Source organism: Gordonia prachuapensis (assembly GCF_036350515.1).
In the GTDB taxonomy this organism is placed as follows: Bacteria; Actinomycetota; Actinomycetes; order Mycobacteriales; family Mycobacteriaceae; genus Gordonia; species Gordonia prachuapensis.
In genome coordinates this window covers 163,007-177,848 of record NZ_JAZDUE010000003.1, presented here as the reverse complement: position 1 = coordinate 177,848, position 14,842 = coordinate 163,007, and the positions used below count along the sequence as shown (strand labels likewise).

Sequence of the window (14,842 nt, the reverse complement as noted above, 5' to 3'; positions counted from 1 at the left end):
GATCACCGCCGCAGTAGCCACCCCACGAAAGCACTGGCCGCGGCACCGATCCCGGCCACGGCGACCAACGTGGACGGCCGTGGTGCGGGGTGGACCTCGTAGTTCGGGGACACCAGCACCGGCGGTGGTGTCTCGTCCTCGGTCTCGACCTGGTAGGCCTCGTTGATCTGGTCGGTGGCGCACCAGGCGGCGGCGTAGAGCACGATCCGTGATGCCAGGTAGGCGAACACGAGCAGACCGATGATCGGACCGAAGGTCACTCCTGCCGGTCCACTCAGCACCGACTCCAGGTAGATCCCGCCGACGGTCTTGACGATCTCGAACGCGATCGCGGTCAGCAGGCCCGCCTTGAGCGTGTTCCGAAACGGCAACTGCACCAGCGGCAGACGCGACATGACGAAGGTAAACAGCAGCGTGCTCGCCAGCACCGAGACCGCGATCGACACGGCGCGGACGACAGTGGGAGCCCATGAGGCGTCGTCTAGCCCGACCCACGACAACACCTCGGTCGTGAGACCCGAGTTGCCGAGCGCGGTGATCGCCATGGTCACCGCGAACGCGATCCCGAGGAGAGCGAAGGTGATGAGGTCCCACACCTTGGACATCACCGGGTTGCGATTGACCCGGCCGCCCCACATCTCGGTCATGCCCGCACGCACACCGGAGATCCAGCCGATGCCGGTGAAGGCGGCGCCGAGCAGACCGACCACACCGACCGCAGCACGCTGGTCGACCGCCGAGTTGATGAGGTCGTTGACCTGGTCGCCCATGCCCTCGGGCATGTTCTCGACGACGGCGTCCTGGAGGTCTCTCAGCAGATCGGGCTGGCTGGCCAGGACGAAACCGGCGATCGCGAAGACGACCATGACGATGGGGACGAGCGCGAGGATGCCGTTGAAACTGATGCTCGCCGCGTACAGGTTCCCGCGACGATCGTTGTAGCGCTGGACCGTGTTGATCAGATGATCCAGCCAGGTCCATCGTTCGCGGGCGTCGGCGAAGCCCGTCTTCGCGCGCTCCACGGCCCCTTTGGCCGAATCAACCACCGAACTCACCTGTACCGCCTCCTCGGTCGGGTCGCGGGTCAGCCCGATGGACGTTCGATCACCCGCCGGGTGCCAGGAACCCCACTTTGTCATAGACCGCGCGCAGTGTCGTCGAAGCGACCGAGCGCGCGCGTTCGGCACCGCGCGCGAGGATCGCGTCCAGTTCGGCGGGGTCGTCCATGAACTCGGCGACGCGACCGCGCAACGGGGTGACGAACTCCGTCAGTACCTCGGCCGTGTCGACCTTGAGGTCCCCGTATCCCTTGCCGGCGTACTTGTCGACGAGGACATCGACCGGGGTGCCGCCGAGTGCGGACTGGATGGTCAGGAGATTGCTCACGCCGGGCTTGGTGACCGGATCGAAGCGGATCTCGGTCTCGGTGTCGGTCACCGCGGACCGGATCTTCTTGGCGGAGCGCTTCGGCTCGTCGAGCAGATTGATCAGACCGCGATCCGATTCGGCCGACTTGCTCATCTTCGCCGTGGGGTTCTGCAGGTCGTAGATCTTGGCGAACTCTTTCACGATGTGCGGCTCGGGCACCTTGAGGACGGCACCGAACCGGGAGTTGAAGCGCTGCGCCAGATTGCGGGCGAGTTCGAGGTGCTGGCGCTGGTCTTCGCCCACCGGCACCCGATCCACGTCGAACGCGAGGATGTCGGCGGCCATCAGGATCGGATAGGTGAACAGTCCGACGCCTGCGGCGTCGACACCCTGCTTGGCCGATTTGTCCTTGAACTGCGTCATTCGGCTCGCCTCACCGAATCCGGTGATGCACGACAGCACCCAGGTCAGCTGGGCGATCTCGGGTATGTGGGACTGGACGTAGATCGTCGAACGATCCGGGTCGACACCCACCGCGAGCAGCTGCGCGACGCTGAGCCGGGTCCGGTCGGCCAACGTCGCCGGGTCGTAGGCCACCGTGATGGCGTGCATGTCCGGGATGAAGTAAAACGCCTCGAAGTCCTCCTGCAGCGCAACCCATTGCCGCACCGCACCCAGATAGTTGCCGAGGTGGAAGGAGTCGCTGGTCGGCTGGATGCCCGACAGCACGCGCGGTCGAGCTGACCCGGCCGGGGAGACGTCACTGCTCATGTCCCCCAGTGTCTCAGACGTGCGCGAACGGTTTTGTGTCAGCGTCCGCCGGCCCGGTCACTCGTAGACGACCGTCATCGGCGCGTGATCCGACCAGCGGAGGTCGTACGCGTCGGCCCGGTCGACCCACGCCTTGACGGCACGATCGGCGAGACGCTTGTTGGCCAGCTGGTAGTCGATGCGCCAGCCGGAGTCGTTGTCGAACGCTTTCCCCCGCCACGACCACCACGTGTACGGTCCGTCCTCCGCGGGCGCGAGGTCGCGCATCACATCCCACCATCCGGACGCGAGGCGGTCGCTCACCCAGGAGCGCTCGTGCGGCAGAAAGCCCGGACTCTTCCGGTTTCCCTTCCAGTTCTTGATGTCCGGCTCGGCATGCGCGATGTTCCAGTCCCCACCCACGACGACATGACGCCGACGCCGCGACAGCCGGTCGAGGTGTTGGCCGAAGCCGGTGAGGAAACGCACCTTCTCGTCGAACTTCGCCACGTCCTTCGGCTCCGGCGTCTGCGCGGCACCTTTGGGCAGGTAGAGGCTGGCCACCGTCGTCGCGCCGAGCGGTGAGTCGAGATCGACCTCGATGTAGCGCCCCGTGGAATCGAACTCGGCGTCGCCGAAACCGACGCGCACCGCTCCCAACGGCAACCGGCTCAGCACCCCCACCCCGGCATGCCCGCGGACGACCGACGCACTCATCGTCCACTGCCAGCCGTCGTCGAGCGCCGGGGCAAGTGCCTCGGCTGCCTGCTCCTCGTCGGCGCGGATCTCCTGCATCAGGACGACGTCGGCTTCGGTGCCGGACAGCCAGGCCAGCAGGCCGCGGTTGGCGGCCGACCGGTGCTTCACGGCGGCGCGGACGCCGTTGACATTGACGGTGCTCACGGTGATCGACACGCAGACGAGCGTACGTGGCCGAAATGGTGCGTCCGTACCAAAGGTAAGCCAACCCTTGTTTCAGGGCGTGCTTTATGTAACCCTTACCTAACTGAACTGATTCGAGGTGAGACCGATGTTCGTTTGTATCTGCCGAGCGGTGACCGAAGACGAAGTGCACGACCACTGCTCGACCGGTGCCATGTCAGTGGATGCGATCGGCGACCGGTGTGGTGCCGGCGAAGGCTGCGGCACCTGCCTCGAACGGATTCAGCAGATCGTCGATGAAAGGATCGCCACCGCGACCACGGCAGCATAGGCACGCCGGCCAACGGCGACGAACACAATCCTCGTGTCCAAGTGCGGACGCGGGGAGTTTCGGCGTGCTACGTTCGCAATACCACGGCGAACGGAGGATCGGTCATGCGCGGCGACGATGAGGTGATCGCACTACTCAACGAGCAGCTCACCAGCGAGCTGACAGCCATCAACCAGTACTTTCTCCACTCCAAGATGCAGGCGAACTGGGGTCTGACCGAGATCGCGAGCAAGACCCGCGCGGAGTCGATCGAGGAGATGCTGCACGCCGAGGTCCTCACCGACCGGATCCTGTTCCTCGACGCCCTGCCCAACTATCAGAAGATCCTGCCGCTGCGCATCGGGCAGACCCTGCGTGAGCAGTTCCAGTCCGACCTCGCCATCGAGATGGAGGTCGTCGAGCGGCTCCGGCCCGGTGCCGCGATGTGCCGCGGCAAAGGTGACATCACCAGCGCGAGGATCCTCGAGGACATCCTCAAGGACGAGGAACACCACATCGACTATCTCGAGACGCAGCTCGAACTGATGGACCGGATCGGCGAGCAGCTCTACCTGTCCAAGACCGTCGCGACGCCACCCACCGTCGACTGACCGCGACGGCTTCTCGCCGCCGCCAGCGCGACGAACAGAACCACGATCCCGGCCAGCGCCAGCCCCGCTCCCAACAGCGACGGCGCGCGATAGCCGTACCCGGCGGCGATCACCAGACCGCCCAGCCACGCCCCCGCCGCATTCGCGATGTTGAGCGCGGAATGATTCAGGGCGGCCGCCAGCGTCTGCGCGTCATCGGCGACGTCCATCAGCCGGGTTTGTAGCGCCGGGATCGTCGACGCCCCGGACAGCCCGATCGCATAGCTGAGGATCATCGCCGCCCACGCGTTGTCCAACGTGAGGGCGAACAGCGCCAACGACGCCGCGGTGGCGACGAGACCGATGAGGATGCCCGCGGGCACACTCCGGTCGGCGAGCACACCACCGACGATGTTGCCGGTCACCATCCCGAGGCCGAACAGCATCATCGCCACGGGCACGAGCGAGACCGAGACGCCGGTCACGGTCGTCAGCGCCGAGTTGAGATAGGTGTAGTAGGCGAACATCCCGCCGAATCCGACGACGCCGATGAACAGTGTGAGCCACACCTGCGGGCGCGACAGCGCACCGAGTTCGGTCATGGGGTTGGTGACCCGCATGTCCGCGAGTGCGGGCAGGTTGCGGACGAGGGCGACGATGGTCAACAGTCCGATCACCACGACGATGGCGAACGCGACCCGCCAGCCGAAGGACTCGCCCAACCAGGTGGCCATCGGCACGCCGAGCACGTTGGCGACCGACAGACCCAGCATCACCTGGCCGACCGCCTTGGCGCGGTCACGCGGACCGGCCAGATGGGCGGCGACCAGCGCGGCGACGCCGAAGTAGGCGCCGTGCGGCAGACCGGCGACGAACCGCGCCGCGATGAGCAGTCCGTAGGTGGGCGCCAGCACGGTGGCGAGGTTGCCCACGGTGAAGGCGACCATCAGACCGATGAGCAGGGTGCGACGCGGCACCCGGGCGGTGAGCGCCGCGATGAGCGGTGCGCCGACGACGACGCCCAACGCGTACGCCGAGATGACGTGGGCGGCGGTGGGCTCGCTGACACTCAGGGTCGTCGCGATGTTGGGCAGCAACCCCATCGCCACGAACTCGGTGGTGCCGATGCCGAATCCGCCGACGGCGAGAGCGATGACGGCCCACCGACGGACGGAGGCGGTCACCGGTGCTGCGGCGGGTGCGGTTGGCGCTGAGGACACTCAGTCTCCAACTCCCGGCTCCCCTACCGGGATTCCCCACCGTTCAGGTGAGTTGATTCACACGCGAAGGGCGCCGGCCGTCTCCTACTCGTCACTCCCGGGGTCGTCGCCTGCCTCCGACGATGACGAGTCCTTCGAGGACCCGGTGCCGGCACCCGTTGTCGACAATCCGGGACCGGTGGTCTGGCCCTCGCCGTTCCCGTCGCCGTCGTTGTCCTCCGCACCGTCGGTCTCGACGTCCCCCCCGGCGACTCCATTGCTCCCGCCGGCGTCGCTGTCGGTAGCGCTGGGGTCGGGAGCGTGCGGCGTGGACGGCGCGGACGTGTCGGGCGGCGTGGAGGGCGTTTTCGGAGTCTGCTCGCCGGACGTCGCGGAATCGGGCGCAGTCGAATCGGGTCCAGGGAAATCGGGTCCAGCGGATGTAGCGGCGTCCGGCGTCGTGGTCTGGGCGGGCACCGACGACGTACTCCCGGCGGACGAGTCCGCTGTCGCAGATCCGGCGGCGGCGTCGGTTTCTGCGCCGCCCGATTTCGGATCATCCGAGGACGTCGTACCTGTTGTGGCCCCATCCGTCACGAGCGCTGGGGGTCCGACGTCGTCGAGGGCGTTCAGCAGCACGGCCTGTCGAGCAGTATCCGCCTCCGCCGGCGCCGTGGTCCTCTCAGAGATACGAGGTCCGATGAGCTCGGCTGCCCAGTACTTCACGAAGTTGACCGGGATCAGCACGATGCTCTTCGCGCTGGCGGCCAACGCTCGGACGCCACCTTTCACCTCATCGGGAGCGTTGTTGACGATGCCGTCCAGGATGTCCTCGAAGACAAAGAGATCCGGGAGATAACCTCCATACCCCAGTTCGGGCAGCGGGGGCACGTGATCTTGCACGAGCCGAACAAGCGGCTGCAGGTTCGAGAGTTTGGCGCCATAGGGCAAATCGATTGTCCACCGGTGCTCGAGGAAGTCCGGAATCGTCGAACCATCGAGCCCGATCGCATTGGCGCCATCCCGAATCACGCCCACGATGGCGGAATCCTGATGGACCTCGCAAACGGTTGTTGACGAACCCTCAGCGGTCGTACACGTGGTGTTCGCCCAACCCGCGCCGGTCGCGGAAGCATCTGGGTCCAGCCACATCTGATACGGGTAGTAGCCGTGCTTGGTGAAGTACCCCACCAAGGCATCGATTGCCCCGATCGGGTCGTGGACGGGATCAGGGACATCGCAGATACCGTCACCCTCGACACAGACCGAAGTGACGGGGACGTCCCCGAATCCACCGTCGCGGGCGCCACTCATCGTGAGACCCGGGAAGATCCCAGGAAGTGCCAGTTCCACACCCTCACCGTCGATGGTGCCGTCGCGGCGCGGATCAGAATACAACTCGCCGGAGATGCTCGGGATCGGCTTGCCATTGGAATCGAGCACCACGTTGCCCTGCTCGTCGACCAGGTACCTCTGGATCTCGACATCGTCATCGGAATCATCCGGGGTGTCGGCGATGTCGATCTTTCCGACTCGGCCGTTCCCGATATCCGAGAGCACGTCGCCGGCCACACGAGCACCCTGCGAGTATCCGGTGACCACGATGGGATTGCCCGCACACTCTTGCTGATAGGTGGCAATCGCCTTCTTGGTCGCGGCCTCACCTGCGGCAACACTCTGGTCGTAGCCGAGTGCACCCAACGGCCAGAGCGTGGTCGGATAGTAGACCCGGATGACCTTATACGCCTTCGGCGGCGATACACCGCCGGGATCGTCGTAGTACGGACTGGATGGATCGGGCACGATGACCGTCTCGCCATCAACGTTGATCGGCTTGTGTCCGGTGTACCGCTGCCCGACCCCGACCATCGAGGCGGCTTCCGGATCATTCGTCCCCCCGACGATGATCACCGCGCCACCACCGCACTCGTCGGCACGCGCAGAACCGACCGAACCCGGCAGACAGAACGCGGCAACCACGGTGAGGCAGCTCGAGATCGCGATCAGAACAGCCGGAACCCGGCGAGTCAGCCGAAAGCGCGCAACCATGAGCTCTCCGTCCTCCATCCGCCCGGGCGACCGCGTCGGGGCTGTGACGCGAGTCGATCAGGCTGGCGACAGAGTAGATCCGTGATCTCAAATAGCGAATCCTCGTTAGTTCAACTAACGACCTTGAACAGGCCTTTTACGCTCGACGGAGGCAAGATTCATCCTTTTGGAGGACAGGCGTTGTCAGTTTGTGACCGTCATCAGCCCCGGTTTGTGACCACCACGATCGGGACGGTTCCCGGGCCATCTCGACCGTGCTATATCCTTGACGCCAGGTCATGAGCATCAGCGTCAAGCCCCGGCTTGCTGATCGGCAACCCTCCAACCGCGGTGGGGTGCTCCGGGTGATGACCGGGTTGAGGAACGCATACGCATTCCCCGGCAAGCGCGGGTCCGAAGGTCGGACCCCACCAGGGTCGTTGCACCCTGCCGACCGCAGAAAGCAGGACACTCATGTCTGACGCCACCGACGGCGCCGATCCGACGGCGAACTGGAGCTTCGAGACCAAACAGGTCCATGCCGGCCAGACCGCCGATCCCACCACCAATGCGCGGGCGCTGCCCGTTTACCAGACCACGTCGTACGTGTTCAACGACACTCAGCACGCCGCGAATCTGTTCGGCCTCGCCGAGCCCGGCAACATCTACACCCGGATCATGAACCCGACCCAGGACGCGGTGGAGCAGCGCATCGCCGCCCTCGAGGGTGGTGTGGCCGCGTTGTTGGTGGCATCGGGCCAGGCGGCCGAGACCTACTCGATCCTCAACATCGTCGAGACCGGCGGCCATGTGGTGTCGAGCCCACGTCTGTACGGCGGCACGTTCAACCTGTTCCACTACACCCTGCCCAAGCTCGGCGTCGAGGTGTCGTTCGTCGAGGATCCGGAGGACCTCGACTCCTGGCAGGCGGCCATCAAGGACAACACCCGCGCCCTGTTCGGCGAGACGATCTCCAACCCCAACAACGAGATCCTCGACGTCGAGGGCATCGCGGAGGTCGCCCACCGCAACAGTCTCCCGCTCATCGTCGACAACACCGTCGCCACCCCGTATCTGCTGAATCCGCTGGCACACGGCGCAGACATCGTCGTGCACTCGGCGACGAAATACATCGGTGGCCACGGCACCGCCATCGGTGGCGTCATCGTCGACGGGGGCACCTTCGACTGGCGCGCCCAACGCGACGGGAAAGACCTGTTCCCGGGGTTCACCACGCCGGATCCGAGCTACCACGGCGCCGTCTTCGCCGACCTCGGTGCCCCGGCGTTCGCACTGAAGGCCCGCGTGCAGTGGCTCCGCGACACCGGTGCGGCCATCTCGCCGTTCAACGCCTTCCTCCTGGCCCAGGGGCTGGAGACGTTGAGCCTGCGGGTGGAGCGGCACGTCGCCAACGCGCAGCGCGTGGCGCAGTATCTCGAAGCCCACGCCCAGGTGGAGTCCGTGGCCTACGCCGGACTGCCGTCGTCACCGTGGCACGAGCGTGCGCAGAAGCTGCTGCCGAAGGGACAGGGCGCCATCGTCAGTTTCGAGATCGCCGGCGGGCTCGAGGCCGGCCGGAAGTTCGTCGACGCACTGACGCTGCACAGTCACGTCGCCAACATCGGTGACGTCCGGTCGCTGGTGATCCACCCGGCGTCCACCACACACAGTCAGTTGACACCGGACGAGCAGGTAGGCGCGGGGGTGACGCCGGGCCTGGTGCGCCTGGCGGTCGGCATCGAAGGATTCGACGACATCATCGCTGATCTCGAACAGGGATTCGCGGCCGCGAAGTGAGTTGAGGGACAGAGGAAGTCGGAGTGTGCTGCAGAGTGAGTGAATTGTGTCGGTGAGTATCGAAACGCAAACCCAGTCCGTCGACGGACCCGACTGGGAAACGATGCCGGACGGGGCCACGGCCCGCGTCCACATCGGCGCGGTCTCCCTCGACAACGGTGACCGGATCGATGATGTCACCCTGGCCTTCCAGCGCTGGGGTGCGTTGTCGGCGTCCCGGGACAACGTCATCCTCACCCTGCATGCACTCACCGGCGACTCGCACGTCACCGGTCCCGCCGACGACGAGCACCCGACGGCCGGCTGGTGGGACGGGCTGATCGGTCCGGGCTGCGCCATCGACACCGACGAGTGGTGCGTCATCTCGGCCAACGTGCTGGGTGGCTGCCGCGGGTCCACCGGCCCGTCGTCACCCGCTCCCGACGGGCGCCCGTGGGGGTCGCGCTTTCCGCAGATCACGGTGCTCGATCAGGTGCGCGCCGAACGGATTCTGATGGACCGGCTCGAGATCGCCGGGGTCGGTGCCGTGGTGGGCGGGTCCATGGGCGGTGCCCGCGCGCTCGAATGGGCCATCGAGTATCCCGAGATGGTCAGGAGCGCACTGGTTCTGGCGGTGGGCGCGCGTGCCACTGCCGATCAGATCGGCACCCAGACCACCCAGATCGCGGCGATCACCGCCGACCCCGCGTGGCAGGGCGGCGACTACCACGACACCGGGCAGGCACCCACCGCCGGTCTCGGTGTGGCACGGCGAATCGCGCATCTCACCTATCGCGGTGAGGTGGAACTCGACCGTCGTTTCGGCGACGATCCCCAGGCCGACGAACAGCCGCTGACCGGCGGCCGCTACGCCGTCGACAGTTATCTGCAGCATCAGGCGACCAAGCTGACCCAGCGTTTCGACGCCGGCAGCTATGTGGTGCTCAGCAACGTGCTGAACCACCACGATGTGGGTCGCAACCGGGGCACCATCGAATCCGTGCTGCGGGCCTGCCGGGTCCCCGTGATCGTGGGCGGGATCGCGTCAGACCGCCTGTACCCCTTGCGGTTGCAGGTGGAACTCGCCGAGCAATTGGGCAACTGCGTCGGCGGGCTGCAGGTTCTGCACTCCGACAACGGTCACGACGGATTCCTGACCGAGTTCGACGCCATCAGCGATCTGCTCAAGCAAACCGTCGAGATCGCGCGGGGCTGAACAGAGATCGTCACGAAGGGACCCTTCGTGACGATCCTCCGCAAGCTCCGGATCTCCTCAGGGACCAGAAGGTCCACCCCCGGCCCCTGAGGGTCCACCCACTTCCCTATCGCGTCGGCGTGGTGGACACCGGCGCGCCCTGCTGCGGCGCGACGCGCGGTGCGGGCGGCGTGGTGGTGGTCTGCGGCACAACGCTTTCCGGCGCCGGCGGCGGCGCGGGCGTCGATGATTCCGGACGCAGATTCGGCGGAAGCAGTTCCGGCGGGATCGTGGGCGAGGGGCGACCCGGCGGCCACGGCAGCGTCGGCAGCGGATACGGCACCAGCGTGCGCGTGGGTGGCGACGTCGACGAGTCCGTCTCCGTCGTCGGCGGCAATTCCGTTGTGGCCCAGCCGGGATAGTCCTCCCAGCGAGACTCGGTGCGTTGCATCGGCGGCTGGGCGGGCTCGGGTTGTGCCTGGGTGACCCGCGGCTGCGGCGGCGCCGTGGTGGTCGTCGACTCCGATGTCGTTGTCGTCGTCGACATCTCGGACGTCGCGGTCGTGGTGGTCGGCGGCAACGGAGTGGAGGCCGGTTCGTTGTGCCCGGCCAGCGAGGAGCTCACCGCATAGATCGTCATCGTCGCGGCGGCGAGGATCGCCGCCACCACGGCCAGCGGCGTGGCCGACAACCACTCCCGGTGCCGACGACCGCCGATGAATGCAAGTCGCGTCGTACCCGACGAGGCCTTGGCCCTCGCCAGGATTGCGGCCCCGATCGACGCGGCGAGTTCCGGCGCATCCGGCACCACGACCTCGACATTCCGTCCGCCGAGTTGCGCACCGTCGAGCATCCGCGCGACGGCAGGCAGGTTGGCGATGCCACCGACCAGGACCACCGCCTCCGGGCGGCTGTCGCGGTCGGCGTTGTCGGCGAGATAGCGCATCAGCACGCTTCGCGCGTCATCCACCATGGGCGCGACCGCCGCGTCGATCACCGCACCGGTGAGACGGGTGTGTCTGCGGCCGTCCGCGAGCAGGACCGAGTCGGTGCCGGCGGTGCCCACCTCCTCCTTGCCGGCGCGGCAGGCCGCGAGCAGAGCGCTGCGTCCGCTCCGGCTGCCACGTCCGTCGGGAGTACCGCGGTCGGTGGTCAACTTGGTGAGGATCGCCCGGTCGATGTCGCGGCCGGCGAGCGCGCGCGACCGAACCGGCGCCGAGATGCGATTGGTGGACGGTTCCACGGTGTACAGGGACATGCCGGTGTCCCCGCAGTCGGCGACGACGACCGACGCGAATCGGTCGATCTGGCCGGTGGCCGACAGATACGCGGCCACCGCGTCGCCGTCGTCGACGAGATGGATCTGACGACGGGGACCGCTGCCACGAGACGCCAGTTCACGACGCTGCTTGGCCGTACGCGCGGCGACCCCGATCGGCCCGACCCGGCGGTCCGCGTCCTTGGCGGCCCCCAACATCAGGTCGATGCCCGCGTTCACCCGGCCGGCAGTGTCGAGTCCGTCGCTACGGTCGACGTCGATCACGCGGGTGTCGACCACACTGCGACCGACGTCGTCGCGCGTCAGCAGGACGTAGTGGATCATGCCATCGCCCGCGGACACACCCATCGACGTCGTTTCGTCGGGAGTGGTCGAGTTGCCGGTGGTGGTCGTCGGTGTGATGCGTTTTCTCCAGCTGTGTCGTCGCCGCAAGGGCCGTTAGGTCACGTATTGATCTCTATTGTAATCAATCTGTGCCCAAAGGATCGATGGACGTCGCCAACCAGAGGATCAGCGACCCCACCGACGCCATCACCGCGACGTCGAACAACTTGCTTCTTACCTGCAGCAGCCCTGCGCGCGAGGTGGGGATGAAGGCCCGCAGCACCGCTCCGAGCAACAGGACGGAGCCGAAGACGAATGCGCCGCGTCGCCAGCGGTCGAACAAGACGAGAACAGCCGCGGCAACCAGTCCGATCAGGACGACGAAGTACGGGATCTGGACCACGTAGCGGCGCACCCGCGCGGCGCTGCCCACTCGGCGGGAGTGGTCGAGAGTCCCGTCCGGTGTACGGGCGCCCCGGTCCGGCGTCACCCCGCGGTTCCCGCCCGGGTCCGCTCGGCCAGCTGCGCTTCGGCTCGTTCGACGACGTTGACCAGTAGGAACGCCCGCGTGAGCGGACCGACTCCGCCCGGGTTCGGCGAGACGTGCCCGGCGACGTCCCAGACGTCAGGCGCCACGTCGCCGGCCAGGCCATCGTCGGTGCGGCTGACGCCGACGTCGATGACCGCCGCTCCCGGCTTGACCATGTCGGCGGTGATCAGGTGCGGGACGCCCGCAGCGGCGACCACGATGTCGGCCCGCGACACCTCGGCCGCCAGATCGCGGGTGCCGGTATGGCACAGGGTGACGGTGGCGTTCTCGCTGCGTCGGGTCAACAGCAGGCCGATCGGACGGCCGATCGTGACGCCACGCCCGATCACCGTGACCCGCGCTCCGGCGATCGGGATCTCGTAGCGCCGGAGCAGGTGAACCACGCCACGCGGCGTACAGGGCAGCGTGGCCTCCTTCCCGAGTACGAGCCGTCCCAGATTGATCGGGTGCAGCCCGTCGGCGTCCTTGATCGGGTCGATTCGCTCCAGCGCCGCATTCTCATCGAGCTGGCGCGGGAGGGGCAGCTGCACGATGTAACCGGTGCACGCGGGATCCGCGTTGAGATCGTCGATGGCGGCGTTCAGGTCCTCCGTCGACGCGTCGGCGGGGAGATCCTTCCGGATGGATTCGACGCCGATACGTGCACAGTCGGCGTGCTTGCCCTTCACATAGGACCGCGACCCCGGGTCGTCACCGACCAGGACGGTGCCGAGCCCCGGTGTGATGCCTTCGGCGCGGAGTTTCTCCACGCGGGCGCCGAGATCGGAGAAGATCTCGTCGCGGGTGGCCTTGCCGTCGAGTCGTATCGCGCTCACGGGAGTCCATTGTTCCACCCCCGCTATCGTGACGGACGTGGACACTCGACGGACAGCGATGTCGGTGACGACCTCCGACATCGACGCCGCCCGCGATCGGATCGACGGCCGCCTGCGCCGCACCCCGGTGTTCCGGACGTCTGTCGACACCGCGACGGGTCCCATCGAGGTGGTCTTCAAGCAGGAGTACCTGCAGGTGGGCGGCTGCTTCAAGGCACGCGGAAGCCTCAACGCCGTCCTGCACGCCCGCGCACAGGGTCGGTTGGATCAGGACGGGGGCGTCCTCGTCGCCTCCGGCGGCAACGCCGCGATCGGTGCGGCGTGGGCCGCACGGATCGCCGGTGTCCCCGCCACCGTGGTGGTCCCGGTGACCGCGCCGGAGGTGAAGGTGCAGAGCCTGCGCGCACTGGGCGCGACGGTCCATCAGGTGGGCGACCGCTACCAGGACGCCGCCGACGCCGCCCTCGAACTCGCCGGGCGCTCGGGTGCCCTGCTCTTGCACGCCTACGACCAGCCGGACATCGTCGCCGGCGCCGGGACGATCGGGCCGGAGCTGGCCGGCGACGTCGACGGGCCGCTGACCACGGTGGTGTGCGTCGGGGGCGGCGGACTGCTGGGCGGACTGGCCGCGGCCCTGCGTCCCGGCGATCACCTGGTCGGCGTCGAACCGGTCGGGGCATCGTGCCTGCGACAGGCACTCGACGCCGGCGGCCCGGTGACCGTGGATCTCGACAGCGTCGCCGCCGACAGCCTCGGCGCGACCCGCGTCGGCGACATCTGCTGGGCGACGATCGCCGGGCGCAACGTGACCAGCGTGGTGGTGTCGGACGCCGACATCGTCGATGCGCGCCGGATGCTGTGGACCGACTTCCGTATCCTCGTCGAACACGGAACGGCGACCGCGGTGGCGGCCGTGTTGACGGGGCAGGTGCATGCGGAACCGGGGACCACGCTGTGTGTGGTGCTCTGCGGGGCGAACACCCGACTCGACGTCAACGGGTGAGGTGGGTGTCCCGCGCCGCATTAGACTTGCCCAACATGTTCCGCATCATGTTCTTCCAGCCATGCATCCCGCCGAACACCGGCAACGCGATCCGGCTGGCCGCCAACACCGGATGCGAACTGCACCTCATCGAGCCGCTGGGGTTCGGCATGTCCGACACCCAGGTGAAGCGCGCTGGTCTGGACTACCACGAGATGGCCACCGTGACAGTGCATCCCGATTTGGATGCGGCGTGGTCCGCGCTGCGGCCGGAGCGGGTGTTCGCCTTCACCGCCCACGCGTCGCGCTATCACTCCGACATCGACTACCAACCGGGCGACGTGCTGCTGTTCGGGCCGGAACCGACCGGGCTGCCCGCCGAGGTTCTCGACATGCCGCAGGTCACCGATCGCGTGCGGATCCCGATGCTGGCCGGGCGTAGATCGCACAACCTCGCCAATGCCGCCAGCATCGTGGTCTACGAGGCGTGGCGGCAGAACGGATTCGCCGGCGCCGTGTGATCACCCCGGGTCGGTGACCCGGGTGTGAGGTCAGTAGACGCGGAACCGCTTGGTCCGCGACGTCGCGCCGCCCACGAGCGCGATCTTGCTCTTGGGCACCCCGAGGTGCTCTGCCAGGATCTGTGCCACGGCCTTGTTCGCCCGGCCGTCGGTAGCCGGCTCGCGCACGTAGACGGTCATCGAACCCGTCGGATTCGTCTCCACCAGTGGCCCTTTGCTGCTTCCCGGCTTCACTGTCACCACGATCTGCCGCGGCATGGCTCCCCCACTCTC

The 14,842-nt window shown here is 67.3% G+C and carries 15 protein-coding genes and 1 riboswitch; of the genes, 6 read left to right on the top strand and 9 right to left on the bottom strand.

Features of this window, described 5'->3' with window-relative positions; genetic code table 11:
* Positions 1 to 2 precede the first annotated feature (2 nt).
* From V1Y59_RS04945 to V1Y59_RS04935, 3 genes are read right to left on the bottom strand one after another with little or no spacing between them, the layout of a single operon-like run.
* Positions 3 to 1,055 (bottom strand): YhjD/YihY/BrkB family envelope integrity protein, encoded by a 1,053-nt coding sequence (locus tag V1Y59_RS04945; protein WP_330503724.1) that lies wholly within the window; start codon positions 1,053 to 1,055, stop codon positions 3 to 5.
* Between the two features lie 49 nt (positions 1,056 to 1,104).
* Positions 1,105 to 2,139, bottom strand: a complete 1,035-nt coding sequence (gene trpS / locus V1Y59_RS04940; RefSeq protein WP_330503722.1) for a tryptophan--tRNA ligase — start codon at positions 2,137 to 2,139, stop codon at positions 1,105 to 1,107.
* Between the two features lie 57 nt (positions 2,140 to 2,196).
* Positions 2,197 to 3,033, bottom strand: coding sequence for an exodeoxyribonuclease III (locus tag V1Y59_RS04935; protein ID WP_330503721.1), 837 nt, complete (start codon positions 3,031 to 3,033; stop codon positions 2,197 to 2,199).
* A 115-nt stretch (positions 3,034 to 3,148) separates the two neighbouring features.
* On the opposite strand from V1Y59_RS04935, the gene V1Y59_RS04930 reads away from it, so the two are divergent.
* Both V1Y59_RS04930 and bfr read left to right on the top strand, forming a co-directional pair.
* Positions 3,149 to 3,331: a (2Fe-2S)-binding protein gene (locus tag V1Y59_RS04930; protein ID WP_330430518.1), complete on the top strand. Its 183-nt coding sequence runs from the start codon at positions 3,149 to 3,151 to the stop codon at positions 3,329 to 3,331.
* A gap of 104 nt (positions 3,332 to 3,435) precedes the next feature.
* Positions 3,436 to 3,921 (top strand): bacterioferritin, encoded by a 486-nt coding sequence (gene bfr / locus V1Y59_RS04925; protein WP_330503720.1) that lies wholly within the window; start codon positions 3,436 to 3,438, stop codon positions 3,919 to 3,921.
* Here the strand turns inward: bfr and V1Y59_RS04920 are convergent.
* Together V1Y59_RS04920 and V1Y59_RS04915 are read right to left on the bottom strand one after the other, a co-directional pair.
* Entirely contained in the window at positions 3,879 to 5,120 is a 1,242-nt protein-coding gene (locus V1Y59_RS04920; protein WP_330503719.1) for an MFS transporter, read from the bottom strand. The genes bfr and V1Y59_RS04920 overlap by 43 nt on opposite strands.
* A gap of 84 nt (positions 5,121 to 5,204) precedes the next feature.
* The gene (locus V1Y59_RS04915) at positions 5,205 to 7,148 is read right to left on the bottom strand and encodes a PE-PPE domain-containing protein (protein ID WP_330503718.1); all 1,944 of its coding nucleotides are present in this window, start codon (positions 7,146 to 7,148) and stop codon (positions 5,205 to 5,207) included.
* A 274-nt stretch (positions 7,149 to 7,422) separates the two neighbouring features.
* A riboswitch (SAM riboswitch) is annotated at positions 7,423 to 7,542 on the top strand.
* A 59-nt stretch (positions 7,543 to 7,601) separates the two neighbouring features.
* On the opposite strand from V1Y59_RS04915, the gene V1Y59_RS04910 reads away from it, so the two are divergent.
* Together V1Y59_RS04910 and metX are read left to right on the top strand one after the other, a co-directional pair.
* Positions 7,602 to 8,924 (top strand): bifunctional o-acetylhomoserine/o-acetylserine sulfhydrylase, encoded by a 1,323-nt coding sequence (locus tag V1Y59_RS04910; RefSeq protein WP_330503717.1) that lies wholly within the window; start codon positions 7,602 to 7,604, stop codon positions 8,922 to 8,924.
* Between the two features lie 46 nt (positions 8,925 to 8,970).
* On the top strand, positions 8,971 to 10,119 hold the full coding sequence (metX, locus tag V1Y59_RS04905; protein ID WP_330503716.1) for a homoserine O-acetyltransferase MetX: 1,149 nt from the start codon (positions 8,971 to 8,973) through the stop codon (positions 10,117 to 10,119).
* A 106-nt stretch (positions 10,120 to 10,225) separates the two neighbouring features.
* Here the strand turns inward: metX and V1Y59_RS04900 are convergent, their stop codons facing one another.
* From V1Y59_RS04900 to V1Y59_RS04890, 3 genes are all read right to left on the bottom strand, one after another.
* A complete protein-coding gene (locus tag V1Y59_RS04900) occupies positions 10,226 to 11,701 on the bottom strand; it encodes an Hsp70 family protein (RefSeq protein WP_330503715.1) in 1,476 nt (491 codons plus the stop codon).
* A gap of 142 nt (positions 11,702 to 11,843) precedes the next feature.
* Positions 11,844 to 12,134, bottom strand: a complete 291-nt coding sequence (locus V1Y59_RS04895; protein WP_330431660.1) for a DUF3017 domain-containing protein — start codon at positions 12,132 to 12,134, stop codon at positions 11,844 to 11,846.
* Positions 12,135 to 12,187: 53 nt separating this feature from the next.
* Positions 12,188 to 13,066: a bifunctional methylenetetrahydrofolate dehydrogenase/methenyltetrahydrofolate cyclohydrolase gene (locus V1Y59_RS04890; RefSeq protein WP_330503714.1), complete on the bottom strand. Its 879-nt coding sequence runs from the start codon at positions 13,064 to 13,066 to the stop codon at positions 12,188 to 12,190.
* A 58-nt stretch (positions 13,067 to 13,124) separates the two neighbouring features.
* Here V1Y59_RS04890 and V1Y59_RS04885 point away from each other — a divergent pair, with 58 nt between their 5' ends.
* Entirely contained in the window at positions 13,125 to 14,069 is a 945-nt protein-coding gene (locus tag V1Y59_RS04885; RefSeq protein ID WP_330503865.1) for a serine/threonine dehydratase, read from the top strand.
* 35 nt (positions 14,070 to 14,104) lie between these two features.
* A complete protein-coding gene (locus V1Y59_RS04880) occupies positions 14,105 to 14,569 on the top strand; it encodes a tRNA (cytidine(34)-2'-O)-methyltransferase (protein WP_330503713.1) in 465 nt (154 codons plus the stop codon).
* A 30-nt stretch (positions 14,570 to 14,599) separates the two neighbouring features.
* On the opposite strand, the gene V1Y59_RS04875 is transcribed toward V1Y59_RS04880, so the two are convergent.
* A complete protein-coding gene (locus tag V1Y59_RS04875) occupies positions 14,600 to 14,827 on the bottom strand; it encodes a DUF167 domain-containing protein (RefSeq protein ID WP_330503712.1) in 228 nt (75 codons plus the stop codon).
* Between the last annotated feature and the right edge of the window lie 15 nt (positions 14,828 to 14,842).